Origin of the sequence: Kitasatospora sp. NPDC088351 (assembly GCF_040685575.1) — a bacterium.
Lineage (GTDB): Bacteria > Actinomycetota > Actinomycetes > Streptomycetales > Streptomycetaceae > Kitasatospora.
Genome location: NZ_JBFBIL010000054.1, coordinates 29,797 through 53,975, shown reverse-complemented (window position 1 = coordinate 53,975; position 24,179 = coordinate 29,797). Strand labels below are relative to the sequence as shown.

Below are 24,179 nucleotides of genomic sequence, written 5' to 3'. Positions count from 1 at the left end.
AGCAGAGCAGCGGCGCCGAGCGAGCGAACTCCAGTCCACACTCACACCATCAGGTGACACCAGAACCAGTCAAACACTCACAAACCGCTCTCTCAAGGCTGCCATCACCGAGATGGAGCCGTTCCGCCGGACCGTCAGCGCGTCGACCTGCCAGCGGATCCGCTCCACGCTCCGAGCCGGTCTCAACGCTGCAATCCGGCGGCAGATCATCACCTTCAACCCGGCCTCCCCCGTCGAGTTGGAGTCGGCGAGGCGACCCAAGCCGCTCGTGTGGACCGAGGAGCGGATCGAGCACTGGGAGCTCACCGGCGAGCGGCCGTCCCCGGTGATGGTCTGGACGCCGGAGCAGACGGGCCTGTTCCTCGACCAGGCCGCCGAGGATCGCCTCTACGCGCTGTTCCACCTCGTCACCTTCCGGGGACTCCGACGGGGCGAGGCCTGCGGCCAGCGGTGGGCTGACACCAACCTAAAGGCGGGGCTCCTCACCGTGGCCAAGCAGCTCGTCGTGGACGGCTGGGCGGTTTACGAGGACGACCCCAAGACTGACGCGGGCGCCCGCACCATCGCCCTCGACTCCGAGACCGTGGCCGTCCTTGAGGCCCATCGCGAGCGGCAGCGGGCCGACCGCGAGCAGTGGGGCGACGCCTGGGTCGAGACCGGCCGGGTCTTCACCAAGGAGAACGGCGAGTGGCTGCACCCCACCGCCGTGACCGACCGGTTCCGCGAGCTGATCGAGGAGGCCGCCCTCCCGCCGATCCGGCTGCACGACCTCCGGCACGGCGCGGCCACGCTCGCTCACGCGGCGGGCGCGGACCTGCACTCGATCAAGGAGATACTCGGCCACTCCTCGATCGGCATCACCTCGGACACGTACACGACCCTGCTCCCGCAGGTTGACCGGGCGATCGCGGAGGCGGCGGCCCGGCTCGTCCCCCGGGCGAACAGGCCGCGCAAGGATGCCCAGTCCAGCCCGGCATCAGCCGCCACCGGGCCATCCGCTCACGCATCGCTCACGCAAACGGCCTCGGACGCGAAGTCCGAGGCCGGTGATCAAGCTCCCAGAAGGCCAAAGCTGCAGCTCATCCGGGGTGGCAACGAGAGCCCCCTGTCGGATTCGAACCGACGACCTACGCTTTACAAGAGCGGTGCTCTGGCCAGCTGAGCTAAGGAGGCATGGTGGCCGTCCGCGACGGATCACGGCGGCACCGGGGGCAGTCTACCGGGCCGGGGCGGGGCGGTGCTGGCATATCCGGGGGTTGGCGGGACGGGTGGGCGTGATGGAACCGATGCCGAAATCGGGCTTGCTGGGGGCTGACAAGCGGCGGAAGCGCAGGTAGCGTCGCCGGGAGTCGGTTCGCACAGTGGTTCAGACCACTTGACGGGCCGACGGGTACGACATCCGCCCTTTACTCGGATCGTCCGGCACGTTCCTGCCGGTGAAGGAGAGCACAGCCATGGCTTCTGTGACGTACGACAAGGCGACCCGTGTCTACCCCGGGGCCGACAAGCCCTCGGTGGACGCGCTGGACCTGCAGATCGAGGACGGCGAGTTCCTCGTGCTGGTCGGCCCCTCGGGTTGCGGCAAGTCGACCAGCCTCCGGATGCTGGCCGGCCTGGAGGACGTCAACAGCGGTGCGATCCGCATCGGTGACCGCGACGTCACGCACCTGCCGCCGAAGGACCGGGACATCGCGATGGTGTTCCAGAACTACGCGCTGTACCCGCACATGACCGTCGCCGAGAACATGGGCTTCGCGCTCAAGATCGCGGGCGTCAACAAGGCGGAGATCCGCGCCAAGGTCGAGGAGGCCGGGAAGATCCTCGACCTCACCGAGTTCCTGGACCGCAAGCCGAAGGCGCTCTCCGGCGGTCAGCGCCAGCGTGTCGCGATGGGCCGTGCCATCGTCCGCGAGCCGCAGGTCTTCCTGATGGACGAGCCGCTGTCGAACCTGGACGCCAAGCTCCGCGTCTCGACCCGTACCCAGATCGCCGGCCTGCAGCGCCGCCTGGGCATCACCACGGTGTACGTCACCCACGACCAGACCGAGGCGCTCACCATGGGTGACCGCGTCGCGGTGCTCAAGGGCGGCGTGCTGCAGCAGGTGGACAGCCCGCGCACCATGTACGACCGGCCCGCCAACCTCTTCGTCGCCGGCTTCATCGGCTCGCCGGCGATGAACCTGGTCGAGGTGCCCCTGGTCGACGGCGGCGTGAAGTTCGGCGGCTCGGTCGTCAACATCTCCCGCGAGGACCTGGCCGGCTCCGGCACCGACAAGACCGTGACCGTCGGCATCCGCCCGGAGCACTTCGAGGTCGTCCCGTCGGGCGGCATCGAGGGCGTCGCCGTCACCGTCAACGTGGTCGAGGAGCTCGGCTCGGACGGCTTCGTCTACGGCACCACCAAGATCGGCGGCGAGGACCGGGACCTGGTCGTGCGCGTGCACGGCCGTCAGGTCCCGCAGCGCGGCGAGACCATTCACGTGGTGCCGATCGCCAACGAGACCCACGTCTTCTCCACCAGCACCGGCGCCCGCCTCTCCAGCTGAGGCCCGCGCAGGACAGCGGCCGGAGCCCCGTCGGACCACCCGTGGTCCGACGGGGCTCCGTCGTGTCGGGGGTGCTCCGTCGCCTCGGCAGCCCTCGGCCGACCCCGGGCCCGCAGGGTCACCGGCACCCGCTTCCCCGCCCGGAGCGCCGCCGCGTCAACACGGTGAGGGGACGAACCCGGACACGATGTCACTCGATGGGGTAACGGAGGGCAATCCAGGCCACACTCAGCGCTACTCTCCTGATCGTGAAGCAGCTTGTTCGCCGTATCGGCCAGACCATCGCCCTCACCCTGCCCGTCGTCCTGGTGACCACCGGCACCCTCGCCGTGACCAGGGTGCCGTGGGCCCCGCCGACCGGGCTCGACCAGCAGGTCGTGGCCGCGTCCAGCGGCGACGGCGCCGGGATCGGCCGGGCCTCCGGAGCCGGCAAGCCCCAGGACGGCCTGGCTCCCCAGGAGTCGCTGCGCGTCGCGCTGCTGGACGAGCTGCGCGCGCACAACCCGGGCTCCGCGCTGGACCTGCTGGAGCGTTCGATGCGGGAGCAGCCGTCGCTGACGCCGTACTGCTCCTCGCTCGCCACCGAGCTGGGCAAGGCCGCGGTGCGCAAGTACCAGGGCGACGTCCAGCGGGCCCGCTCCTTCGCCCGCCCGGTCTGCGACGGCTCGTTCGCATCGGGTATCGCGGGCTAGGGTTTGTCAGACAGCCCTATGAGTCCATCGCGGGGCGCGCCTATTGTTCAGGCATGACCGCTGACTCCGGCCCCACCGCCGACCTCGCGTCCCCGCAGCCCCTGTCGGCCCCGTCCGCCGGGGCGAGCGCCCGCCCGGCCGTGACGCAGGCCGTCATCCTGGCCGGCGGCCAGGGCTCCCGGCTGCGGCCCTACACGGACGACCGCCCGAAGCCGCTGGTGGAGATACCGGGCACGGGCACGCCGATCCTGGGGCACCAGCTGGCCTGGCTCGCTTCCGAGGACGTCACCGACGTGGTCATCTCCTGCGGGCATCTGGCCGACGTGCTGGAGGAGTGGCTCGACAAGGCCGACCTGCCGCTGAACGTCCGCACCGTCGTCGAGGCCGAGCCGCTCGGCCGTGGCGGCGGCCTCAAGCACGCCGCCAAGGCGCTGCCCCGCCCGGACGAGCCCTGGTACGCCACCAACGGCGACATCTGGACCCGCTTCAGCCTGCGCGACATGGCGGCCTTCCACTACGAGCGGGACGCCGTCGCGACGCTCGCGCTGGCCCGCCCGCGCATCCCGTGGGGCGCGGTGGAGACGGACCAGTTCGGCAACGTGCTGGACTTCATCGAGGCCCCGCCCTCGCCGTTCCTCATCAACGCCGGCCTGTACGTGTTCAGCCCGGAGTTCGCGGAGCTGCTGCCGGACGTCGGCGACCACGAGCGCACCACCTTCCCCCAGTTGGCCCGGGGCAAGCGGCTGGCGGGCTACCAGCTGCCGCAGGGCGTCTACTGGCGCGCCATCGACACCGCGAAGGACCTCACCGAGGCGGCCAAGGAGCTCGCCGCCGGGGCCGGCCGCGCCCCGCAGTAGGGCAGGCCGCCAGGACCGGCTCAAGGCCCCGCGCGGCGGACAGCACACCGGCCGGGTGCTCCATGGGGGAGCACCCGGCCGGTGTGTCCACCCCGAGGGGCCGGACGGCCCGTCAGGTGGACGTCGGCGAACCCGGCCGCGAGGACCGGCCGTCGGCACCGGACAGCTCGGCCAGCGGCCCGCTGCCCAGCACCCCGCCGAGCAGACCGGGGCCCGACCCGGAGGCCGCACCACCGCTGGGGCTGGGCCTGGACGCCGACCCCGAGCCGCCGCCCGGGGCCGGACTGCTGCGCTGCGCGGGCGCCGCCCCGGCCGACGCCGGGCCGCCCGACGCCGCCGTCGACGGGGCCGGGCTCGCACCGCCCTCCGGCTTGGTCGAACGCGCCTTGCCGGTCGGGGTGGCCGTCGCGGCCTTCGGCGAGGCCGGGGCGGTGGACGGCGGTCCGGACGAACCACTGGGCGCGGGAGCTCCCGGGCGCGGGCCCCCGGGCGAGGGCGAGGCGGACGGGCCCGGCCCGCCGGGGGCGACGGACGGTCCGCCGCTGGGCCAGACCGGGGTGCCGTAGTCGGTGGCCGGCCGGGACGGCGCCGGGTGCGGCCGGCTGCCGGTCCGTACCGCCGCCCCCAGCATGGAGCCGAGCAGCAGGGTCAGACCGACGACCACCGCGGTGACCACCGCGCCCCGGCGCAGTACCCGGCGGCGCAGCGCCGCCGGGGCCCCGGAGCCGTGCCGCCGCCAGGCCTCCAGGTTGAGCCGCCCGTCCAGCGAGGCGAACGGCGCACCGGCGATCAGCAGCGGGCTCCACGCCGCGAGGAAGATCAGGTCGGGCGTGTCGTAGACCGGCACGGCCCGCCAGCTGACGGTGAACAGCAGCACGGCGGAGAGGAGCATCGCCGCGCCGGCCGCGAGTCGCTGCCAGAGGCCGAGGACGGTCAGCACGCCGACCACGATCTCGGCGAACGACACCACCAGGCCGGAGCCCACCGGGTGCGCCATGGCGAAGGCCAGCAGCGGCTCGGCGACCTTCCATGGGTGCAGCGAGGAGAGCCAGCGCATCATCGAGCCGCGCTCGCCGCCGTCGAAGTACACCGGGTCGCAGAGCTTGCTGAACCCGGCGTAGACGGAGAGCGAGCCGAGTACGGCGCGCAGCGGCAGCAGCACCAGGCCGAGGTCGACCCGACGGCCGGGGTACCAGGGCTGCCTGGCGTCGCCCGCCGTCGCGGAGACCTCGGGCAGCTCGCCGCTGGGTGTCCAGCCCTGCGGCGCGCCGACCGGGCCGTGGCCGGCCTCGGTGGCGGTGCCCGCGCCCTCGCGCGGCTGGCGCGGGACGGTGCGGGCGCCCGCGTACGGCGGGATCAGCCGGGTGTCGTCGCCGACCACGGCTGTGCCGCCCCTGGCCGGTGCCGGTACGCCGGTCAGCCGGACGGCCTCCAGCAGTTGGGTGGCCGCGAGGTCCCCGGGGGGTGCCTGGCCGGTCCAGGTGACGGCGGTGACCCGGCCCTTGCGGCGCGGCGCGGCCCCGCCGCCGGCCCCCGCGAGGGCCGGCACGGCGGAGGCGGGCACGATCACCTGCGGGGTGACCAGCGGACGGCGGATCAGGCCCTGGGTGGCGTACGGGTCGCCGAACGCGGCACCGGTGGACAGCAGTCCGGCCGGGGCCTCGATCAGCGGCGCCACCGGGGCGCCGAGCCGGAGCCGGAAGCTCGCCTGGGTGATGCTGAGGCGCGCGGGGTCGGACGGCACCTTGACCGTATTGAGGCCGGGGCCCGCGTCTATCCCGGTGCTGCCTTCGCCGAACAGGGGGCGCCGAGGTGTTCTGGTGTCCACGCCCGTCTAACGGGTGACCCCCGGTTAGGACACTCTCCCGAGTGGACATCCGGCGCACACTTGAAGTGATCATGAGAAAAGCGATCGGGCCCGGTCGGGCCCGATCGCTTTCACCAGGATTGCGGAGAGTTCAGAAGATCTCCTGCGCGCCGCACACCCCGTGTGATCGGCGCGGACGCGGCGGCGTCAGGCACTCCGCTGACGTTCCTCCGGCCCGGCGGCTCAGCCGACCTTGCTCCGCAGCCGCGCGGCCTCGTACAGCACGATGCCCGCCGCGACACCGGCGTTCAGCGACTCGGTGGCACCCGGCATCGGGATCCGCACCCGGATGTCGCAGGTCTCCGAGACCAGCCGGGACAGGCCCTTGCCCTCGCTGCCCGCGACGATCACGACCGGGCCGGTCAGCGCCTCCAGGTCACCGATCTCGGCCTCGCCGTCGGCGGCCAGGCCGACCACCAGCAGGCCGGCCTTCTGGTAGGCCTCCAGCGCCCGGGTCAGGTTGGTGGCACGGGCGACGGACAGCCGCGCCGCGGCACCGGAGGAGGTCTTCCAGGCACCGGCGGTCATCCCGGCCGCCCGGCGCTCGGGGATGACCACGCCGTGCGCGCCGAAGGCGGCGGCGGAGCGGACCACGGCGCCGAGGTTGCGCGAGTCGGTGACGCCGTCCAGCGCCATGATCAGCGCGTCCTGGCCGGCGTCCGCGGCCTCGCCGAGCAGGTCCTCGGGGTGCGCGTACTCGTACGGCGGGACCTGGAGCACCAGGCCCTGGTGGTTCAGGCCGCCGGTCATCTGGTCCAGCTGCGGGCGCGGGGCCTCCATCAGCGGGATGCCGCGGTCGTTGGCGGCCTGGAAGGCGTCCCTGACCCGGTCGTCGGTGTCGATGAACTGCATGACGTACAGCGCGGTGGCCGGTACGCCGCCCTGCAGGGCCTCGACCACCGAGTTCCGGCCGACGACCAGCTCGGCGGCGCCCGCCCCGCCCCGGCCGCCACGACCGCCGCCACCGCTGCGGCGCATGCCGGCCCGCGCCTTGGCGTCGCGCTCGCGCTTGACCGCGGCGTTGGCGGCACGCTGCTTCGGGTGGCCCTTGCGCTCGGCGCCGGGCGGGGTCGGGCCCTTGCCCTGGAGTGCCTTCCGGCTGTGGCCGCCGGTACCGACAGACGCGCCCTTCTTCGATCCGGCGTTGCGGCGGTTCCTGCGCTGGCTGTTGCCGGCCATGGCTGTACTTCCTGTCTGTCCGGCATGCCCGGCCGCCCCGGTGAGACCGGTGACGGCCGACGGCATGCGCTACGTCATGCGGGAGGGCCGCACCGGTCCGGTACGGCCCACCCTCACCCCATGGTCAGATGGGGTTACTGGCTGTTGATCGTCCAGCGCGGGCCGGACGGGGTGTCCTCGATCGCCAGCCCGGCCAGGCCGAGCTGGTCGCGGATGGCATCCGCGGTGGCGAAGTCCTTGCGGGCCCGGGCCGCCTGTCGCTGCTCCAGGACGAGGCGGACCAGCGAGTCGACCACGCCGTGCAGGTCCTCGCCGCGCTCCGCCCCGGCCCACTGCCGGTCGAGCGGGTCGAGACCCAGCACTCCGAGCATCGCACGGACCTCGGCCAGACGCGCCACCGCGTTCTCCTTGTCGTCCGCGGTGAGGGCGCTGTTGCCCTGGCGGACGGCGGTGTGCACGATGGCCAGCGCCTGCGGCACGCCCAGGTCGTCGTCCATCGACTCGGCGAAGGCCGGCGGCACCTCGGGCGCGGCGTCGACCGGGCCGAAGCGCTCGACCACGCGCTGGACGAAGCCCTCGATCCGGCCGAATCCGGCCTCGGCCTCGCGCAGCGACTCCTCGCTGTACTCGATGGTCGAGCGGTAGTGCGGGGCCGCCAGGTAGTAGCGGAGCACGATCGGACGCCAGCGCCCGACCATCTCGGAGACCAGCACCGAGTTGCCGAGCGACTTGCTCATCTTCTCGCCGCTCATGGTGACCCAGGCGTTGTGGACCCAGAAATTGGCGAAATCGTCGCCGTACGCCTTGGACTGCGCGATCTCGTTCTCGTGGTGCGGGAAGATCAGGTCGATCCCGCCGCCGTGGATGTCGAACGCCCGGCCCAGGTACTTGTGCGCCATCGCGGAGCACTCCAGGTGCCAGCCGGGACGGCCGCAGCCCCACGGGGTGTTCCAGCTGGGCTCGCCCGGCTTGGCGGCCTTCCACATCGCGAAGTCGCGCGGGTCCCGCTTGCCGGTCTCGCCCTCGCCCTCGGGCTGGCGCAGGTTCTCCAGCTTCTGGTTGGAGAGCGACAGGTACTCGGGGAAGGACTTCACGTCGAAGTAGACGTTGCCGTCGGCCGCGTAGGCGTGGCCCTTGGCGATGAGCGCCTGCATCATCTCGATCATCTCGGGGATGTGCCCGGTGGCCCGCGGCTCGACGGTCGGGGGCAGGCAGCCCAGCACCGAGTAGCCGTCGTTGAAGGCCCGCTCGTTGGCATAGGCGATCTGCCACCAGGGCGTGCCGAGCTGGCGCTCCTTGGCGATGACCTTGTCGTCGATGTCGGTGACGTTCCGGGCGAAGGTCACCTGGTAGCCGCGGTAGGCGAACCACCGCTGCATGATGTCGAAGTTCAGGCCGGACCGGATGTGCCCGATGTGCGGGGCCGCCTGGACGGTAGCGCCACACAGGTAGATCGAGACACAACCCGGTACAAGCGGGACGAAGTCGCGTACCTGGCGGGTGCTGGTGTCGTACAGGCGAATGCTCACAGCGTCAAGCGTAGTGGGCAGCAGGGGGTGCCCCGCGACATTCTCAAATGTCAATACCGCGGCAGCGCCGTTTCTTCTCCATGACGGGGAGGAGGCACCCCCTCCGCTCAGGGTCGGCTCAGAGGTGGCCGACCACCTTGTGCGGGGTGAGCCGGACGACCACGCGGACGTCGTCCGGGCCGTCGAAGCCGTAGGAGTCCGCCCCCTGGTACTTCCGCGCCAGCTGGTCGATCAGCTCCCTGCCGCCCTCCCGCGTGACGGTGACGGAGCCGCGCACCTCGACGTAGGAGTACGGGTTCTCCGGCGGGTTGACCAGCAGGGAGGCCCGCGGGTCCTTCACCAGGTTGAGGTGCTTGCGGCGGCCCTCGACGGTGGAGAACAGAATGTCGTCGCCGTCCCGCGCCACCCAGACCACGGAGGACTGGGGGCCGCCGTCCGGCTGGACGGTGGAGACCACGGCGAAACTCTTGCCGTCGATCAGGGCTTTGGCCTGGTCGGTGAGATGGGCGGTCATCGGGAACCTCTTCTCGTCACGCGGCGTCGGACGCGGGCCCGGTAGCGAGGGCCTGGCCTCGCGGGGCCCGCGTCGAACGGTAGCGACCCGGGCCCCGGCAAAGGCTTCTGAACACCCGTCACCCGACGGTTATTCCCGAGGGGCCCGCCCGCGGCCCCTCGGGTTCAGCGGCGCTCGTAGACCAGGGCGGTGGCGATCGCCGCCAGCCCCTCGGCCCGGCCGGTCAGGCCGAGACCGTCGGTGGTGGTGCCGGAGACCGAGACCGGCGCGCCCACCGCCGCCGAGAGCGCGGCCTGCGCCTCGTCCCGGCGCTTGCCGATCTTCGGCCGGATCCCGATCACCTGGACCGAGACGTTGCCGATCTCGAATCCCGCCGCGCGGACCAGCCGGGCCGCCTCGCCGAGCAGCGTCACGCCGGACGCGCCGGACCACTCCGGCCGGTCGGTACCGAAGTGCGCGCCCAGATCGCCGATCCCGGCGGCCGAGAACAGCGCGTCGCAGGAGGCGTGCGCGGCCACGTCGGCGTCCGAGTGCCCGGCCAGGCCGTACTCGGCGCCCGGCCACTCCAGGCCGGCCACCCAGAGCGGGCGCCCGGCCTCGAAGGCGTGCACATCGGTGCCGATGCCGATACGGGGCAGGACCGGGTCAGTAGCCATCGGAGGCCCTCCTGCGGGCGAGTACGGCCTCGGCGAGCACGAGGTCCAGCGGACGGGTCACCTTGAACGCCTCCTCGTGGCCGGGCACCACGACCACCGGGCCGCCGAAGCGCTCCACCAGGCCGGCGTCGTCGGTGACCGGCGGCAGCGCGCCCGCGCCGCCCGCGCTCTCCTCGGCCAGCGCCTTGGCGTGCACCTCGACCAGCGTCGTCCGGCGGAAGCCCTGCGGGGTCTGGACCGCGCGCAGGGTGGCCCGGTCGGGCGTGTCGAGCACCGGTTCCGGCCCGCCGGACCTCGGCTCGACCCGCTTCACGGTGTCGGCGAGCGGCACGGCGGGCACCACGGCCTCGGCCCCGCCCCGGACGGCGGCCGCGACGGCGTCCACCACCTCGACCGGGACGAGCGGGCGGGCCGCGTCGTGCACCAGGACGATCTCCACCTCGGCCGGGATCACGGCGAGGCCGAGCCGGACCGACTCCTGGCGGGTCGCCCCGCCGGCCACCACCCGGATGTCCTTGCCGTCCAGACCGTGGCTGTCGAGCAGGGCGGCCACCTCGGCCACCCCGTCCGCCGGCGCGGCCACCACGACCAGGCCGACCGCCCGGCTGCGGGCCAGCGCCCGCACGGCGTGCACCAGGAGCGGCACTCCGCCCAGTTCCCGCAGGGCCTTGGGGGCGCCGGGCCCCAGCCGCTCGCCGCGTCCGGCGGCGGGCACCACTGCTGCTGCGACTGCTGCTGTGGCGTTCAGGTTTCACTCCTTCGGCGAAGTGGGTATGGCCATGGCGTGCACGACGGGCGGGTGGACCCCTTCCGAAGAACCATGGTCCCGCCGCCCGCAGAACAGCAGAAACGATCTTGCATGCCCGGGTCGGCTCGGGGTGAGAGGCGTCGTCCGGACACGCCTCAGCGCCCGAGGTGTCAATGCACCACTCGCAGGACATCACATCCGGTGAGTGGCGCGCCGACATCGGGCGCTGTGAGCGGGCGGGCGGCAGCCCGACTGCGCTACGAGGCGAGGACCTCGTCGAGCAGCGTCTCCGCCTTGTCCTCGTTGGTGTTCTCGGCCAGCGCCAGCTCGCTGACGAGAATCTGGCGAGCCTTGGCGAGCATGCGCTTCTCGCCGGCCGAGAGACCGCGCTCGCGCTCGCGACGCCAGAGATCGCGCACAACCTCGGCGACCTTGATAACGTCACCCGAGGCGAGCTTCTCCAGGTTCGCCTTGTAGCGACGGGACCAGTTGGTCGGCTCTTCGGTGTACGGTGCGCGGAGCACCTCGAAGACCCGGTCCAGACCTTCCTGGCCGACCACATCGCGAACGCCGACGAACTCCGCGTTCTCAGCGGGCACGCGGAGCGTCAGGTCTCCCTGCTGCACCTTGAGCACCAGGTAGGTCTTGTCCACACCTTTGATCTGGCGAATTTCGATGGCCTCGATCAGCGCGGCCCCGTGATGGGGGTAGACCACCGTGTCGCCAACCTTGAACGTCATGTGACAGGACCCCTTCCGTGGCTTTCCAGAATAACACGCTTTTCGGCGCACCCGAAGGGCGTTTTCGCAGGTCAGGGCCGGTCTCGGGGCTTGACAAGGACCCCCATGACGTGCTGCGACCGGCCTTCGGTGGGGGCTTCCCGCAGGTCGGAGGCGGTTCCGGCGCTTGCCGAAACCTGCGGCAACACTCCCGAAACCGTGATTGGATCTTGGGTTTTCACCGTTTATCGGGCCGTTTCCCGATCGTGATCCGATCTTGGTCGACTGTTGACCTGAACACGCGGAAGTGCCGCCGTATGGGGGCCCCACGAACCTTCGGCGCACGACACGGGGGACCACCCCGTGAGGGGCGTATAAGTGGGGTCGATAATCTGAGGCCTGACCATCCGCCACGCGACCTAGGAGAAGCCGCCGCCGTGAGCCGCAGCCTTCGACGCGGCAGCATCGCCGCCATCGCCGCCCTTGCCATCGTTTCGCTGTCCTCCTGCGCGGCCGGCAACACGCCGGAAACTCTGGAGATCAAGCCCGACAACGCCTCGGCGACACTCGGCACCACCCTCCGACTGAACAACATCGTCGTCGTGACCGGGGACGAGTCCTCGGGCGAGCACACCGGCCCCGCCAATGTGACGGTGAACATCAGCAACACCGGGACCGAGCCGGCCGAGCTGCAGTCCATCACCGTCGGCAACGGTGCCGGCGCGGTCTTCGCCGACGACAAGGGCGCTCCGCTGAGCAGCATCGTCGTCCCGGCCGGCGGCGCGGTGCTGCTCGGCGGGAGTGGCAACCCGTCCGCCAAGGTCGCTTCCGTCAGCGTGAACGTCGGCGGCTTCGTGCCCACCGCCTTCGCCTTCAAGGACGGGAGCAAGGTCGAGACCCAGGCCGCCGTCAGCCCGAACAAGGGCCTGTACAAGGGCTGGGGCCCGGCCGCCGGCCCGGCGGCCGCGCCGTCCAAGGCCGCCGGCTCCCCGGCCGCCACCACCCCGGTGACGACGCCCGCCGGTGCGACCACGCCGTCCGGTGCCACCACCACCCCCGCCGGCACCCACTGACGTCCGCCCGCCCGGGCGCGGCAGTACGAGAAGACCCCCTCCGGCGCTTGCCGGAGGGGGTCTTTCGTCCGGCCCGGCACCGGTTCGGTGGCCGGTGCCGGGCCAGACGCGGTTTACGGCTCGAACTTGTAGCCGAGGCCACGCACGGTGACCAGGTAGCGCGGCGCGCCCGGGTCCGGCTCGATCTTCGCCCGCAGTCGCTTGACGTGGACGTCCAGGGTCTTGGTGTCGCCGACGTAGTCCGCGCCCCAGACCCGGTCGATCAGCTGCATCCGGGTGAGCACCCGGCCGGCGTTGCGCAGCAGCATCTCCAGCAGGTCGAACTCCTTCAGCGGCAGGTCGACCTTGGCACCGTCCACCGTGACCACGTGCCGGTCGACGTCCATCCGGACCGGGCCCGCCTCCAGCGCGCCGGGGCCGCCGCCGTTGTCACCGGCGCCGCCGTCCTCGCCGCGGCGGCGCAGCACCGCGCGGATCCGGGCGACCAGCTCCCGGGTGGAGTACGGCTTGGTGACGTAGTCGTCCGCGCCTATCTCCAGGCCGACCACCTTGTCGATCTCGCTGTCCTTGGCGGTGACCATGATCACCGGGACGTTCGAGCGCACTCGGAGCTGGCGGCAGACCTCGGTGCCGGGCAGCCCCGGCAGCATCAGGTCGAGCAGGACGAGGTCGGCGCCGTTCCGTTCGAACTGCTCGAGCGCGTCGGGGCCGGTGGCGGCGATGGCCACCTCGAAGCCTTCCTTGCGGAGCATGTACGAGAGAGCGTCGCTGAACGACTCCTCGTCCTCGACCACCAGTACTCGGGTCACGATCAGGCCTCCGGGGCAAGCTGGGTTGTCTCTGACAGGGGTTCTTCCCGCTCCCCGGCGGGGAGCGACCGGTCCGCGCGGCCCGTGCTGGCCGTCCGGTCCGTGGTGAGGGTCCTCGGTGCCGCCGGCGACGCCGTGGTGGCGGTCGGTCCGGCGTCGGTCGTGTCGGTGGCGGGGGCCTGACCGGCGGGCAGGCGCAGGGTGAAGGTGGAACCCTGGCCCTCCACGCTCCACACCGAGACCGTACCGCCGTGCGAGGCGGCCACGTGCTTGACGATGGAGAGGCCGAGGCCGGTGCCGCCGGTGGCCCGGGAGCGGGCCGGGTCGACGCGGTAGAAGCGTTCGAAGACCCGCTCGCGGTCCTTCTCGGAGATGCCCATGCCCTGGTCGGTCACCGAGATCTCGATCAGCTCGCCGTCGGCCTCGCCGAGGGCGGCGGCGCTGGAGATCCGGCGGGTGGCGATCGCGACCCTGGTCCGCGGCGGGCTGTAGTTGACGGCGTTCTCGACCAGGTTGCCGAGGGCGGCGGCCAGCTGGCCGCGGTTGCCGTACAGGTAGAGGCCGGCGATGCCGCCGGCGGCGATCAGGATCTGCTTGGCGGCGGCCTGCTGGCGGCAGCGGTCGATCGCCTCGACGATCAGTTCGTCCACCGCGACCGGCTCGGGGTCGACCATCAGCCGGTCGTCCTGGACCCGGGAGAGGTCGATGATCTCCTGCACCAGGCTGGCCAGCCTGGTCGCCTCGATCTGCATCCGGCCGGCGAAGCGCTGGACCGCCTCCGGGTCGTCCGCCGCGTCGGCGACCGCCTCGGAGAGCAGCGACAGGGCGCCGACCGGGGTCTTGAGCTCATGGCTGACATTGGCGACGAAGTCGCGCCGGACCGCCTCGACCCGGCGGCGCTCGGTCTGGTCCTCGACCAGGACCAGGACCAGCCGGGAGCCCAGCGGGGCCACCCGCACCGACACCGCGAGCGGTTCGACGGCGCGCGCGGTGCCCGGGCGCGGCAGCTCCAGCTCGACCTGGCGGATCTCGCCGTCCCGGCGGGTGGCGCGGGCCAGCGAGAGCATCTGGTCGACGGCGACCGCGCCGCCCCGCACCAGGCCCATCGCGTACGCCGCCGAGCTGGCCTTGACCACCTCGTCGCCGTCGCCGAGCACGATCGCGCAGGAGCGCAGCACGGAGAGCACCGTGTCGACCCCCGGAGGCAGCGGGGCCTCATGGGTGGGGGCGCTCAGCCCCTGGTGCCGACCACTGCTTCTGCCGCTGGTGCCGCTGTTCCTGCCCCTGGCCTGTTCGCGCTCGCTCCAGCGGAATGCGATGGAGGCCGTGAGGCCGACTCCGAGCCCGGCTATGGCGCAGGCAGCGGCGGCGGCCACATTCACGTCCATGCGGCCAGCCTAAGCGCACGGCCAGGGCGCTCCCCAAGGATCGGATCAAGGCATCGGCTGGACGTTGCCGAGAATTCACCTTCACGTAGCTGCCGGTTCACCGCACGGGTCGTGCGTGGTCGCCCGGACGGCCCAGAGTTGGCCGGGCAGCCAGTGCGGGAAGGGGCGACGGACCGGACACCCGCCTGTCGCCCCCGGTGCGCGCGTACGATTCGCGCCACCAGCAGCGGTTACCCGAAGGCCGGACCGACGGTCGTACGGGACGACCGGTCGGCACCGCCACCGACACAGCTACTGAGGAGAGAGCATGCGCGACGCGTACCACGAGGAACTCGACTCGATCGGCGACAGCCTGGTCGAGATGGCCCGGCTGGTCGGTTCGGCCCTGGGCCGGGCCACCACCGCGCTCCTCGATGCGGACCTGGCGCTGGCGGAGAGCGTGATCGCCGCCGACGAGAAGGTCAACGACCTGCACCATGACCTGGAGAACCGGGCCATCGACCTGCTCGCCCGCCAGCAGCCGGTCGCCACCGATCTGCGCATCGTCGTCACCTCGCTGCGGATGAGCGCCGACCTGGAGCGCTGCGGCGACCTGGCCCGGCACGTGGCCAAGGTGGCCCGGCTGCGCTACCCCGAGTCGGCGGTGCCGGCGGACCTGCACGCGACGGTGCTGGAGATGGGGCAGCTCGCCCAGCGTCTGGTGGCCAAGGTCGGCCTGGTGATCGCCACCAAGGACGTCGACAAGGCACTGGAGCTGGAGCAGGACGACGACGCGATCGACGCGCTGCACCGCGAACTGTTCGCGCACCTGATCGACGACCGCTGGCACCACGGCATCGAGACGGCCGTCGACGTCACCCTGGTCGGCCGCTACTACGAGCGGTTCGCGGACCACGCGGTGTCGGTCGCCAAGCGGGTGGTGTACCTGGTCACCGGTGAGCACGTGGACGAGTTCGTGGCCTCCACGGAGGCCGCCGCCGCCGCTGGGGAGTGAGGCCGCCGGGGGCCTCGGCGCCTGGGCCCCCCGGGGTGGGGCCTCAGGGGTGGGGCCCCGGCGACGGGGCTCCCCCCGGAGGGTGAGTAAACCTCGAACAGGAGTGGTGGGGGCGCACGACCTCTCGGGCTCCCCACCACTGCGCGCCTGTTGACGCTCCCTCCGATTGGCGGTTTCACTCGATGCCGTAGGCACCGAAGTGTGCCCGTCACAAGGAGGAGCCAGCGCGATGAAGGCAAACCCGACCCGACCGGCACCGGCACACGCCACCGTTGAGCCGCCCACCCCGAACCTGCTGCCCGTCCTCGCGGCCGGCTGCGGTTGTGGCCCGGGCTGCGGCTGCGGCTGCCAGTCCGGCGCCCCCTGCCAGTGCGGTGGCGTCAGCGGCGGCTGCTGCGGTCACTGAGAACCCTGCACCCCCGAGGCCCCGCACCCCGGGGCCCTGAGCGCCTGCGCGGCCGCTTTTACGTCCACCTGATGCCGGAACAGCCGGCACCGGGCCCGGAAGGCGATCGGGGAGGTGTTCAAGCCCCGGGATCACCAAGGCTGACGGCCCACAGCCGGCCCGGAAATGACGACGGCCCCTCACCAGCGCCATACGCGCAGGTGAGGGGCCGTTACGTCTTCGGGCTTACTTCTTGCCCTGGTTCTTGACCGCCTCGATGGCGGCGGCGGCGGCCTCCGCGTCGAGGTAGCGGCCGCCCTTGGTGACGGGCTTGAAGTCGGCGTCCAGCTCGTACACCAGCGGGATGCCGGTCGGGATGTTGAGGCCGGCGATGTCCTCGTCCGAGATGCCGTCGAGGTGCTTGACCAGCGCGCGCAGGCTGTTGCCGTGCGCGGTGACCAGGACGGTCCGGCCGACGGCCAGGTCCGGCACGATGGCGTCGTACCAGTACGGGAGCATCCGCTCGACGACGTCCTTCAGGCACTCGGTGCGCGGACGCAGCTCGCTCGGGATGTCGGCGTAACGGGCGTCACCGGCCTGCGAGTACTCGGCGCCGTCGGCGAGCACCGGCGGCGGGGTGTCGTACGAGCGGCGCCAGAGCTGGAACTGCTCCTCACCGAACTCGGCCAGGGTCTGGGCCTTGTCCTTGCCCTGGAGCGCGCCGTAGTGCCGCTCGTTGAGGCGCCAGCTGCGGCTGACCGGGATCCAGTGGCGGTCGGCCTTGTCCAGGGCGATCTGCGAGGTCCGGATCGCGCGGCGCAGCAGCGAGGTGTGCAGCACGTCGGGGAGCAGACCCTCGGCGGCGAGGAGCTCGCCACCGCGCGCGGCCTCCTTCTCGCCCTTCTCGTTGAGGTCGACGTCGACCCAACCGGTGAACAGGTTCTTCTGGTTCCACTGGCTCTCGCCGTGACGGAGCAGGATGAGTCGGTACGTCGTGTCAGCCATGGCCCCCAGCTTAGTGGAGCCCGGAAAACCCCTGGTCGGGACCTATGGCCATGTGTAATGTGTGCTCAGCAGTTTTGACTCTTACCTATCTGCTGGGCGGTTCCGCCTGCCCCGCCCAGCGGACACCCTGCCAACGCCGCCTGCCGCCCCGGGGAGCCCCGCATGCCCGCCTCGTCCGACCTGCCCCTCACCGACCGGATCCGAAGAGCGGCGGGCGAGACGACGGGCGGGCTGCCCCGGCAGTTCTGGTGGCTCTGGCACCTCGACCCTGATCAACAAGCTCGGCGGGTTCGTGGTCCCGTTCCTGTCGCTCTATCTGACCACCAGCCGGGGCTATCCGCCCTCGTACGCGGGCCTGGTCGCGGCGCTCTTCGGCCTGGGTTCGTCGATCTCGGCGGTGGGCGCCGGCGTGCTGACCGACCGGATCGGGCGCCGCCCCACACTGGTCGCCGCCCAGTTGGGCACCGCCCTGTTCACGGCGGTGCTCGGCTTCACGGACGGTCAGGTGGCCATCGCCGTGGTCGTCTTCCTGGTCGGCCTCTGCAACAACGCGACCCGGCCGGCCACCTCGGCGATCATCGCGGACATCGTGCCCCCCGAGGACCGGGTCCGCGCCTACTCGCTGAACTACTGGGCGATCAACATCGGCTTCGGCCTCTCGGCGGCGGCCGCCGGCCTGATCGCCACCCACGGCTACCTCACTCTCTTCCTGCTGGACGCGCTCTCCACCCTGATCTGCGCGGTGGTGATCTTCATCCGGATCCCGGAGACCAGGCCGGCCGAGCCGGTCGGCCGACCGGACGAACCGAGGATCGGCCTCGGCACGGTGTTCCGGGACACCCGCTTCATGACGGTGGTGGCGCTCAACCTGCTGCTCGCCCTGGTCGCCCAGCAGGGCAGCACCACGCTCGCCGTGGACATGGGCCTGGCGGGCATCACCTCCGTCCAGTACGGCCTGGTGATCGGGCTCAACGGTCTGCTGATCGTGCTGCTTCAGATCCCGCTCACCCGGTGGATGGAGGGCCGCGACCGGACGGCCCTGCTGGTCGCCAGCGCGCTGTTCATCGGCTGGGGCTTCGGGCTGACCGCGCTCGCCGGGTCGTCCGCGCGGTTCTACGCGTTCACCGTCGCGGTGTGGACGATCGGCGAGATCCTGAACGCGCCGACCATGATGGGCCTGATCGCGGAGTTGTCACCGACCCACGCCCGAGGCCGCTACCAGGGCGTCTATTCGCTTTCCTGGTCGCTCGCCTCGTTCCTGGGCCCGGCGGTCGGCGGTGTGCTGCTGGAGTGGGTCGGCAGCACGGCGGTGTGGGGCTCCTGCGCGGTCTGCGGCACGGTGGCGGCGGCCGGGTACGCGGTGCTGGGCCGGCGGCCCGGAGCGGCGGCGGCCGCCGCCGTCCCGGGCCGCCGGAACGGCACGACGGCGGTCGGCGGCCCCGCCGACACCGGGCCCGAGCCGGCGTCGGCGTCGGCGTCGGCCTCCACGGGCTCCTGAGCGGCGGCCGGGCCGATCGTTACTCGGCCGCCGGGGCGGCGAGGTGGGCGAAGGCGGCCAGGTTGCGGGTGGACTCCCCGCGCTTGGTCCGCCACTCCCACTCGCGCCGGATGGCCGACGCGAAGCCCAGCTCCAGCAGTGTGTTGAAGGGCTCGTCGGCGTTCTCCAGCACCGTCCCGAGCAGCCGGTCGACGGTGTCCGCGGCCAACGCCTCCAGGGGCAGCCGGCCCGCCAGGTAGACGTCCCCGAGCTGGTCGATCGCGTAGGCGACGCCGTACAGCCGGGTGTTGCGTTCCAGCAGCCAGCGGTAGACGCCCTCGTGGTTCTCGTCCGGGCGGCGGATCACGAAGGCGTTCACCGAGAGGGTGTGGTCGCCGACCCGCAGGGCGCAGGTGGTGCTCAGCTTGCGGGTGCCCGGGAGGGTCGCGACCAGCGTGTACGGATCGGCGGTGGCCGGCTCCCAGGCCACCCCGGCGTCGTCCAGGGCGGTGCGCAGGAGGGTCAGGGCCTCGTCCTTGGTGCGGATAGCCATGAGGGTGACGTTACTCGGCGGTACCGGCCGCGCGCAGCAGCGACCGGCCCCGACCGGTGCCCGCGCTCAGGCCAGCCGCAGGCGGGAGCCGGTGAGCCGGCCCGCCGGCCTGGACAGGCTGCCCGCGTACACCTCGGCGGTGGCCGCCGCGGCGGTGTCCCAGCCGAAGCCGGCCGCGTGCCGGGCCGCCTCCTCGCCCCGCCGGGCGACCAGGCCCGGCTCCGTGGCGTACGGCTCCAGCGCGTGTGCCCAGGCCTGCGGGTCGTGGCCGTGGACCAGTGTGCCCGTCACACCGTCCCGGACGGCGACCGGCAGACCGCCGACCGAGGCCGCCACCACCGGTGTGCCGCAGGCCTGCGCCTCCAGCGCGACCAGCCCGAAGGACTCGCTGTACGAGGGCATCACCAGCGCCGTCGCCGCGCGGTACCAGTCCGCCAGCTGACTCTGGCCGACCGGCGGGTGGAACCGGACCACGTCCCCGATGCCCAGCTGGGCGGCGAGCTTGTGCAGGCTCTCCGGCCTGGCCAGCCCGGTGCCGGACGGGCCGCCGACCACCGGCACCACCAGCCGCTCCCGCAGCCGGGGCCGCCGCTCCAGCAGCGCCGCGACCGCCCTCAGCAGCACGTCCGGCGCCTTCAGCGGCTGTATGCGGCCGGCGAAGAGCAGCACGGCGGAGTCCTGCGACAGGCCGAGCCGGGCCCGGGCGGCGCGGCCGTCCCCCGGGCGGAAGACGTCCAGGTTGACGCCCGGGTGGACGACGGCGAGCTGGTCCGGCCGGGCGGAGTAGTGCAGCGCCAGCTCGGCGGCCTCCTCGGTGGTGTTGGCGATCAGCCGGTCCGCGGCCTCCACCACCTGGGTCTCGCCGATCACCCGGGCGGCCGGCTCGGGGGTGTCCCCCTCGGCCAGCGCGGCGTTCTTGACCTTCGCCATGGTGTGCATGGTGTGCACCAGCGGCACCCCCCAGCGCTGGGCGGCCAGCCAGCCGACCTGGCCGGAGAGCCAGTAGTGCGAGTGCACCAGGTCGTAGTGGCCGGGGCGGTGGCCGGCCTCGGTACGGAGCACCCCGTGGGTGAAGGCGCAGAGCTGCGCCGGCAGGTCCTCCTTGAGCAGGCCCTCGTACGGCCCGGCGGTGACGTGCCGCACCAGCACGCCCGGGGCCAGCTCGACGGTGGGCGCGTCGTCCGAGCAGATCGACCGGGTGAACACCTCGACCTCGATGTTGAGGTCGGCGAGCCGCTTGGCCAGCTCCACGATGTAGACGTTCATCCCGCCCGCGTCGCCGGTGCCGGGCTGGTGCAGCGGCGAGGTGTGCACGCTGAGCATGGCTATCCGGCGGGGCCGGCGCTGGCGGCCGGTGACGAGCGACTGGAGCCGGCCGCGTACGGGCGGGGTCGGCTGGGCACGGCGTACCGAACGGACGGGGTGCTGGATCACCTGGCTGAAGCCTCCTCTGTGCTGCCCGGTCGCTGCAGCCTGCCTGCTGCCTGCTGTTCGGTCTGTGCGCTGCCGCCGGCGCCACACCGCCGCGTCGCGGGTGCGGCGCGGCGGCGTGCTGCCCCGTCCGGGCAGACATCGCCACCAGTGTGCCAACCACCAGGTCATCGATCGGCATTCCCGTCCCGGCACATGAGATGGCGCACGCCCTGAGCGGGCGGGGCGGCCGGTGGTCGGGGCCCGGCCCGAGGCGGGCCGGGAGCGGGCGGGTCCGGAGGGCCGGCGGCCGGGCTCGGACGCGGAGGGCGGGTGGGCGCGCGCGTACCCTTCTGGGCATGGCCGCCTCCTTCGACTCCGTGACCGCGCCCGCCCGAGGGCGGGCGGGGCGGCCGGTGGGGACGGTCACCCGGGGCACCACCAACACCAACCGGCTGCGGCGGATGGACCGCTGGATCGCGCACACGCTGGGCCACGCGTTGCGGTCCGCCGACCGGCCCCCGGTGGCCGTCGACCTCGGATACGGCGCCGCGCCCTGGACGGCGGTCGAGCTGGCCGGACGGCTGCGCGCGGTACGGCCGGACGTCCGGGTGGTGGGGATCGAGATCGAGCCGGAGCGGGTCGCGGCGGCACTGCCGTACGCCCAGCCGCCGCTGCTGACCTTCCGGCGCGGCGGGTTCGAGGTGCCGCTGGACGGCGGCGCGCCCGCCCGGCTGATCAGGGCCGCCAATGTGCTGCGGCAGTACGACGAGGCGGCGGTGGCCGGGGTGTGGAAGCGGCTCTGCGCCCGGCTGGCGCCGGACGGGCTGCTGGTCGAGGGGACCTGCGACGAGATCGGGCGGCGGCACGTCTGGGTCGCGCTCGGCCCGGAGGGGCCCCGCACGGTGACCTTCGCGGCCCGGCTCGGCGGCCTCGGGCAACCGTCCGACCTGGCCGAACGGCTCCCGAAAGCACTGATCCACCACAATGTGCCGGGCCGGCCGGTGCACGCCTTCCTCACCGACTTCGACCGGGCCTGGGCGGCGGCCGCGCCGTACGGGGCGTTCGGCGCCCGGCAGCGCTGGGTGGCGGCGTGCACGGCGCTGTCGGGCAGCTGGCCGCTGGTGGACGCGCGCGGGCGATGGCGCCAGGGCGAGGTCACCGTGCCGTGGACGGCGCTCGCGCCGTAGCGGGCGTTGCCTCCAGCCGGCAGACGATGGCGGGCGGCGGGGCGGCACCGGCAGGAGCTGGTGAGCGATCCCAGGGATTCACTCGAACGAGTTATCGAATACCTCTGGCATGTTGACGCCTTGTCACGCCACCATGGAGGCATCCGATCGGCGCCACCACCGTCGCTCGGGCCCCACCCTGCTCAGTCGTTCCGCTCGAACCCGCGCAACTCGTCCGCCACCCGCAACGCCCGCTCGAACACCCCGTACGCCTCCCTTCCGAACAGCACGAACCGCACTTCCTCCAGCTCTACCGCTTCGCCCGTCCTGTCGCCGCGCACCACCTCGGCGACGGTGCCCACGGCGATCCGGGCCGCATCCTCCAGCGGCCACCCGTACACCCCGGCCGACACGGCCGGGAAGGCCACCGTGCCCGCGCCGAGTTCCACCGCCACCCGGATCGACTCGCGGTAGCAGGAGGCCAGTTGCTCCGCCCTCTTGTCGTACTCGTCCGCCCAGTAGACCGGCCCCACGGTGTGCACCACCCAGCGGGCCGGCAGCCGCCCCGCCGTCGTCCCCACCGCCTGCCCGGTGGGCAGCCCCTTGCCGTAATGCGAGGCTCGAAGCCGGCGGCACTCCTCCAGAATCTGCGGCCCGCCCTTGCGGTGGATCGCACCGTCCACCCCGCCACCGCCCAGCAGAGAGGAGTTGGCCGCATTCACCACCGCGTCCACCCGCTGTTCCGTGATGTCACCCTCGACCAGGGTGATCCGCGTCACCATCGTGCGCTCCTTCTCCGCCCGCCCGCGCGTCCCCGGTACGGGCCTCATCCGTCGTCCACGTCCATTCACCACACCGCCACCGGCGTGGCAATAGCCACAACGGTGCCGGTCGGCCAGAGAAATCCCCGGAGATCACGTTATGGTCGCGAGAAGTTCCCCGCCGCACCGTGCCAGGCGGGCACTGCGGACGGGCGCCGGCCGTTACGCACTCGGGGAAAGGGAGGATCGACCGATGCCCGCAACGGGAGACGGGCGGGCACCTGGTGCCGCTGACCTGACGGGCGCCCTCAACGGCGCTCTCTCCGGCCATGCCCGCAACCGCCCAGGCCCCGCCGAACGGTCCGTGGGCCCGGCCACGGCCACCGCGCCGATACCGCACCCCCGGTCGGACGCCGCGGCCGCCACCTCCCTCTGGCACTCCCCGGCCGGACGTTCCGCACCCTCCGCCGCCCCGCTCAAGCTGCTGGTGATCGAGGACGACGCCTCCGACGCCCAGTTGATCAGGGCGGCGGTGGCCGACAGCGGCACCTCCATCGAGATCCACTGGGCCCGCGGCCTGGACCAGGCCACCGAGCTGCTGGCCCCCGCCCCGCCGTGGAACCGGCGCGGCCGACCGCGCGGCTCCGACTTCAGCTGCGTCCTGCTCGACCTCGCCGCACCCGCCGACCTGCCGCACCCCTCGGACGCCTCCGACGGTCTGGAGGGCCTGCACGAGCTGCTCCGCCGAGCCCCGCACACCGCGGTCGTGGTGCTCACCGACGCCGCCGGGGCCGAACTGGGCGCCGCCGCCGTGGCCGCCGGAGCCCAGGACTTCCTGATCAAGCACGAGACGGACGGCCCCCTGCTGGCCCGGGCCCTGCGGTACGCGGTGGAGCGCAAACGCGCCGACGAGTCGCAGCGCCGACTGGTCGAGGCGGAGCTGCGCGGCCAGGAGAACGCCCGGCTCCAGCGCCATCTGCTGCCCACCCCGCTGCTGGACGGCGCCGGTCTCTCCTTCACCCGGCGCTACCGCCCGGGTCGCCGCCGCGCCCTGCTCGGCGGCGACTTCTACGATGCCGTCCGCACCGACGACGGCAGCGTCCACGTGGTGATCGGGGACGTCTGCGGGCACGGCCCCGACGAGGCCGCCCTCGGAGTGGCGCTCCGGATAGCGTGGCGCACCCTCGTCTTCGCCGGTCTCACCGGGGAGACGCTGCTGACCACCCTCCAGCACGTCCTGGAGCACGAACGACGCAGCGACGAGATCTTCGCGACGCTCTGCATGCTGGTCATCGAGCCCGGCGGTGCGTCCGGCGAGCTGGACTCGCTGGGTGCTGTCGAGCACGCCCGGCTCTACCTCGCCGGGCACCCCGCTCCGCTGCTGCTCGGCCATGACCACAAGCCCGAGATGCTTCCGTCCGACCTCGCCGGGCCCGCGCTCGGCCTGCTGCCGTGCGACGACGGCCAGGCCGTCTGGCCGTCGCACCGGTTCGAACTCCGTCGCGGCTGGCGGCTGCTGCTGTACACCGACGGGCTGATCGAGGGCCGGGTCGGAGCCGGCTCCCGCCGCCTCGGCCAGGACGGGCTGGCGGATCTGGTCGGCGACCACCAGTCCGCCGGGCTGACCAGGGGTCGGCTGGTGGACAGCGCGATCGCCGAGGTCGAGGAGCTGAACGGCGGCGCGTTGACGGACGACGTCGCCGTCCTGCTGCTGGAGCGCAACCCGGTCCAGCTGATCCTGGGCTGACGCGGCACCGGAGCAGCGGCGTCCGGCTGACCGTCCCGGTGACCGGAGCCCTGCGCACAAAGCCCCGGCGCTCGGGGTGGTCCCGCGCGCCGGGGCTCGCT

The 24,179-nt window shown here is 72.7% G+C and carries 21 protein-coding genes, 1 tRNA gene and 1 pseudogene; 9 read left to right on the top strand and 14 right to left on the bottom strand.

Annotation, left to right across the window (positions count from 1 at the left end):
• Nucleotides 1–112 precede the first annotated feature (112 nt).
• Nucleotides 113–871: pseudogene (locus tag AB0P06_RS29210) on the top strand (site-specific integrase); the annotation flags it as partial.
• 228 nt (nt 872–1,099) lie between these two features.
• On the opposite strand, the gene AB0P06_RS29205 reads toward AB0P06_RS29210, so the two are convergent.
• Nucleotides 1,100–1,173 (bottom strand) — tRNA-Thr (locus tag AB0P06_RS29205).
• Between the two features lie 281 nt (nt 1,174–1,454).
• Between AB0P06_RS29205 and ugpC the strand changes: the two genes are divergently transcribed.
• From ugpC to AB0P06_RS29190, 3 genes are all read left to right on the top strand, one after another.
• Nucleotides 1,455–2,546: a sn-glycerol-3-phosphate ABC transporter ATP-binding protein UgpC gene (gene ugpC / locus AB0P06_RS29200; RefSeq protein WP_363612509.1), complete on the top strand. Its 1,092-nt coding sequence runs from the start codon at nt 1,455–1,457 to the stop codon at nt 2,544–2,546.
• Nucleotides 2,547–2,794: 248 nt separating this feature from the next.
• Nucleotides 2,795–3,238 (top strand): hypothetical protein, encoded by a 444-nt coding sequence (locus AB0P06_RS29195; protein ID WP_363612507.1) that lies wholly within the window; start codon nt 2,795–2,797, stop codon nt 3,236–3,238.
• Between the two features lie 53 nt (nt 3,239–3,291).
• Entirely contained in the window at nt 3,292–4,095 is an 804-nt protein-coding gene (locus AB0P06_RS29190; RefSeq protein WP_363612505.1) for a nucleotidyltransferase family protein, read from the top strand.
• A 112-nt stretch (nt 4,096–4,207) separates the two neighbouring features.
• On the opposite strand, the gene AB0P06_RS29185 is transcribed toward AB0P06_RS29190, so the two are convergent.
• From AB0P06_RS29185 to AB0P06_RS29155, 7 genes are all read right to left on the bottom strand, one after another.
• Nucleotides 4,208–5,839 carry a DoxX family membrane protein gene (locus tag AB0P06_RS29185; RefSeq protein WP_363612503.1) on the bottom strand — a complete coding sequence of 544 codons (1,632 nt, stop codon included), beginning with the start codon at nt 5,837–5,839 and terminating at the stop codon, nt 4,208–4,210.
• Between the two features lie 306 nt (nt 5,840–6,145).
• Nucleotides 6,146–7,141 carry a 23S rRNA (guanosine(2251)-2'-O)-methyltransferase RlmB gene (rlmB, locus tag AB0P06_RS29180; protein ID WP_363612501.1) on the bottom strand — a complete coding sequence of 332 codons (996 nt, stop codon included), beginning with the start codon at nt 7,139–7,141 and terminating at the stop codon, nt 6,146–6,148.
• Nucleotides 7,142–7,275: 134 nt separating this feature from the next.
• Nucleotides 7,276–8,670, bottom strand: a complete 1,395-nt coding sequence (gene cysS / locus AB0P06_RS29175) for a cysteine--tRNA ligase (protein WP_363612499.1) — start codon at nt 8,668–8,670, stop codon at nt 7,276–7,278.
• A 118-nt stretch (nt 8,671–8,788) separates the two neighbouring features.
• Nucleotides 8,789–9,184: a PPOX class F420-dependent oxidoreductase gene (locus AB0P06_RS29170; protein ID WP_363612497.1), complete on the bottom strand. Its 396-nt coding sequence runs from the start codon at nt 9,182–9,184 to the stop codon at nt 8,789–8,791.
• Between the two features lie 164 nt (nt 9,185–9,348).
• Complete coding sequence (gene ispF, locus AB0P06_RS29165) at nt 9,349–9,840, bottom strand: 2-C-methyl-D-erythritol 2,4-cyclodiphosphate synthase (RefSeq protein WP_363612495.1); 492 nt, start codon at nt 9,838–9,840, stop codon at nt 9,349–9,351.
• Complete coding sequence (ispD, locus tag AB0P06_RS29160; RefSeq protein WP_363612513.1) at nt 9,830–10,588, bottom strand: 2-C-methyl-D-erythritol 4-phosphate cytidylyltransferase; 759 nt, start codon at nt 10,586–10,588, stop codon at nt 9,830–9,832. The genes ispF and ispD overlap by 11 nt, the downstream gene beginning before the upstream one ends.
• Before the next feature lie 257 nt (nt 10,589–10,845).
• On the bottom strand, nt 10,846–11,328 hold the full coding sequence (locus AB0P06_RS29155; RefSeq protein WP_030244332.1) for a CarD family transcriptional regulator: 483 nt from the start codon (nt 11,326–11,328) through the stop codon (nt 10,846–10,848).
• Between the two features lie 416 nt (nt 11,329–11,744).
• Between AB0P06_RS29155 and AB0P06_RS29150 the strand changes: the two genes are divergently transcribed.
• Nucleotides 11,745–12,380, top strand: coding sequence for a DUF461 domain-containing protein (locus AB0P06_RS29150; RefSeq protein WP_363612493.1), 636 nt, complete (start codon nt 11,745–11,747; stop codon nt 12,378–12,380).
• Between the two features lie 113 nt (nt 12,381–12,493).
• Here the strand turns inward: AB0P06_RS29150 and AB0P06_RS29145 are convergent, their stop codons facing one another.
• Complete coding sequence (locus tag AB0P06_RS29145) at nt 12,494–13,189, bottom strand: response regulator transcription factor (RefSeq protein ID WP_363612491.1); 696 nt, start codon at nt 13,187–13,189, stop codon at nt 12,494–12,496.
• A gap of 2 nt (nt 13,190–13,191) precedes the next feature.
• Nucleotides 13,192–14,577 (bottom strand): ATP-binding protein, encoded by a 1,386-nt coding sequence (locus tag AB0P06_RS29140; protein ID WP_363612489.1) that lies wholly within the window; start codon nt 14,575–14,577, stop codon nt 13,192–13,194.
• Between the two features lie 307 nt (nt 14,578–14,884).
• Between AB0P06_RS29140 and phoU the strand changes: the two genes are divergently transcribed.
• Nucleotides 14,885–15,571, top strand: a complete 687-nt coding sequence (gene phoU / locus AB0P06_RS29135; RefSeq protein WP_363612487.1) for a phosphate signaling complex protein PhoU — start codon at nt 14,885–14,887, stop codon at nt 15,569–15,571.
• Nucleotides 15,572–16,202: 631 nt separating this feature from the next.
• Here phoU and AB0P06_RS29130 read toward each other — a convergent pair.
• The gene (locus AB0P06_RS29130; RefSeq protein WP_363612485.1) at nt 16,203–16,961 is read right to left on the bottom strand and encodes a phosphoglyceromutase; all 759 of its coding nucleotides are present in this window, start codon (nt 16,959–16,961) and stop codon (nt 16,203–16,205) included.
• 292 nt (nt 16,962–17,253) lie between these two features.
• On the opposite strand from AB0P06_RS29130, the gene AB0P06_RS29125 reads away from it, so the two are divergent.
• Nucleotides 17,254–18,459: an MFS transporter gene (locus tag AB0P06_RS29125; protein ID WP_363612483.1), complete on the top strand. Its 1,206-nt coding sequence runs from the start codon at nt 17,254–17,256 to the stop codon at nt 18,457–18,459.
• 19 nt (nt 18,460–18,478) lie between these two features.
• Here the strand turns inward: AB0P06_RS29125 and AB0P06_RS29120 are convergent, their stop codons facing one another.
• Together AB0P06_RS29120 and mshA are read right to left on the bottom strand one after the other, a co-directional pair.
• Nucleotides 18,479–18,991: a YbjN domain-containing protein gene (locus tag AB0P06_RS29120; protein ID WP_363612481.1), complete on the bottom strand. Its 513-nt coding sequence runs from the start codon at nt 18,989–18,991 to the stop codon at nt 18,479–18,481.
• Nucleotides 18,992–19,057: 66 nt separating this feature from the next.
• Entirely contained in the window at nt 19,058–20,425 is a 1,368-nt protein-coding gene (mshA, locus tag AB0P06_RS29115) for a D-inositol-3-phosphate glycosyltransferase (RefSeq protein WP_363612479.1), read from the bottom strand.
• A 335-nt stretch (nt 20,426–20,760) separates the two neighbouring features.
• On the opposite strand from mshA, the gene AB0P06_RS29110 reads away from it, so the two are divergent.
• Complete coding sequence (locus AB0P06_RS29110) at nt 20,761–21,591, top strand: class I SAM-dependent methyltransferase (RefSeq protein ID WP_363612477.1); 831 nt, start codon at nt 20,761–20,763, stop codon at nt 21,589–21,591.
• 182 nt (nt 21,592–21,773) lie between these two features.
• Here the strand turns inward: AB0P06_RS29110 and AB0P06_RS29105 are convergent, their stop codons facing one another.
• The gene (locus tag AB0P06_RS29105) at nt 21,774–22,352 is read right to left on the bottom strand and encodes an O-acetyl-ADP-ribose deacetylase (protein WP_363612475.1); all 579 of its coding nucleotides are present in this window, start codon (nt 22,350–22,352) and stop codon (nt 21,774–21,776) included.
• 232 nt (nt 22,353–22,584) lie between these two features.
• On the opposite strand from AB0P06_RS29105, the gene AB0P06_RS29100 reads away from it, so the two are divergent.
• The gene (locus AB0P06_RS29100; RefSeq protein WP_363612473.1) at nt 22,585–24,078 is read left to right on the top strand and encodes a SpoIIE family protein phosphatase; all 1,494 of its coding nucleotides are present in this window, start codon (nt 22,585–22,587) and stop codon (nt 24,076–24,078) included.
• Nucleotides 24,079–24,179: the final 101 nt, after the last annotated feature.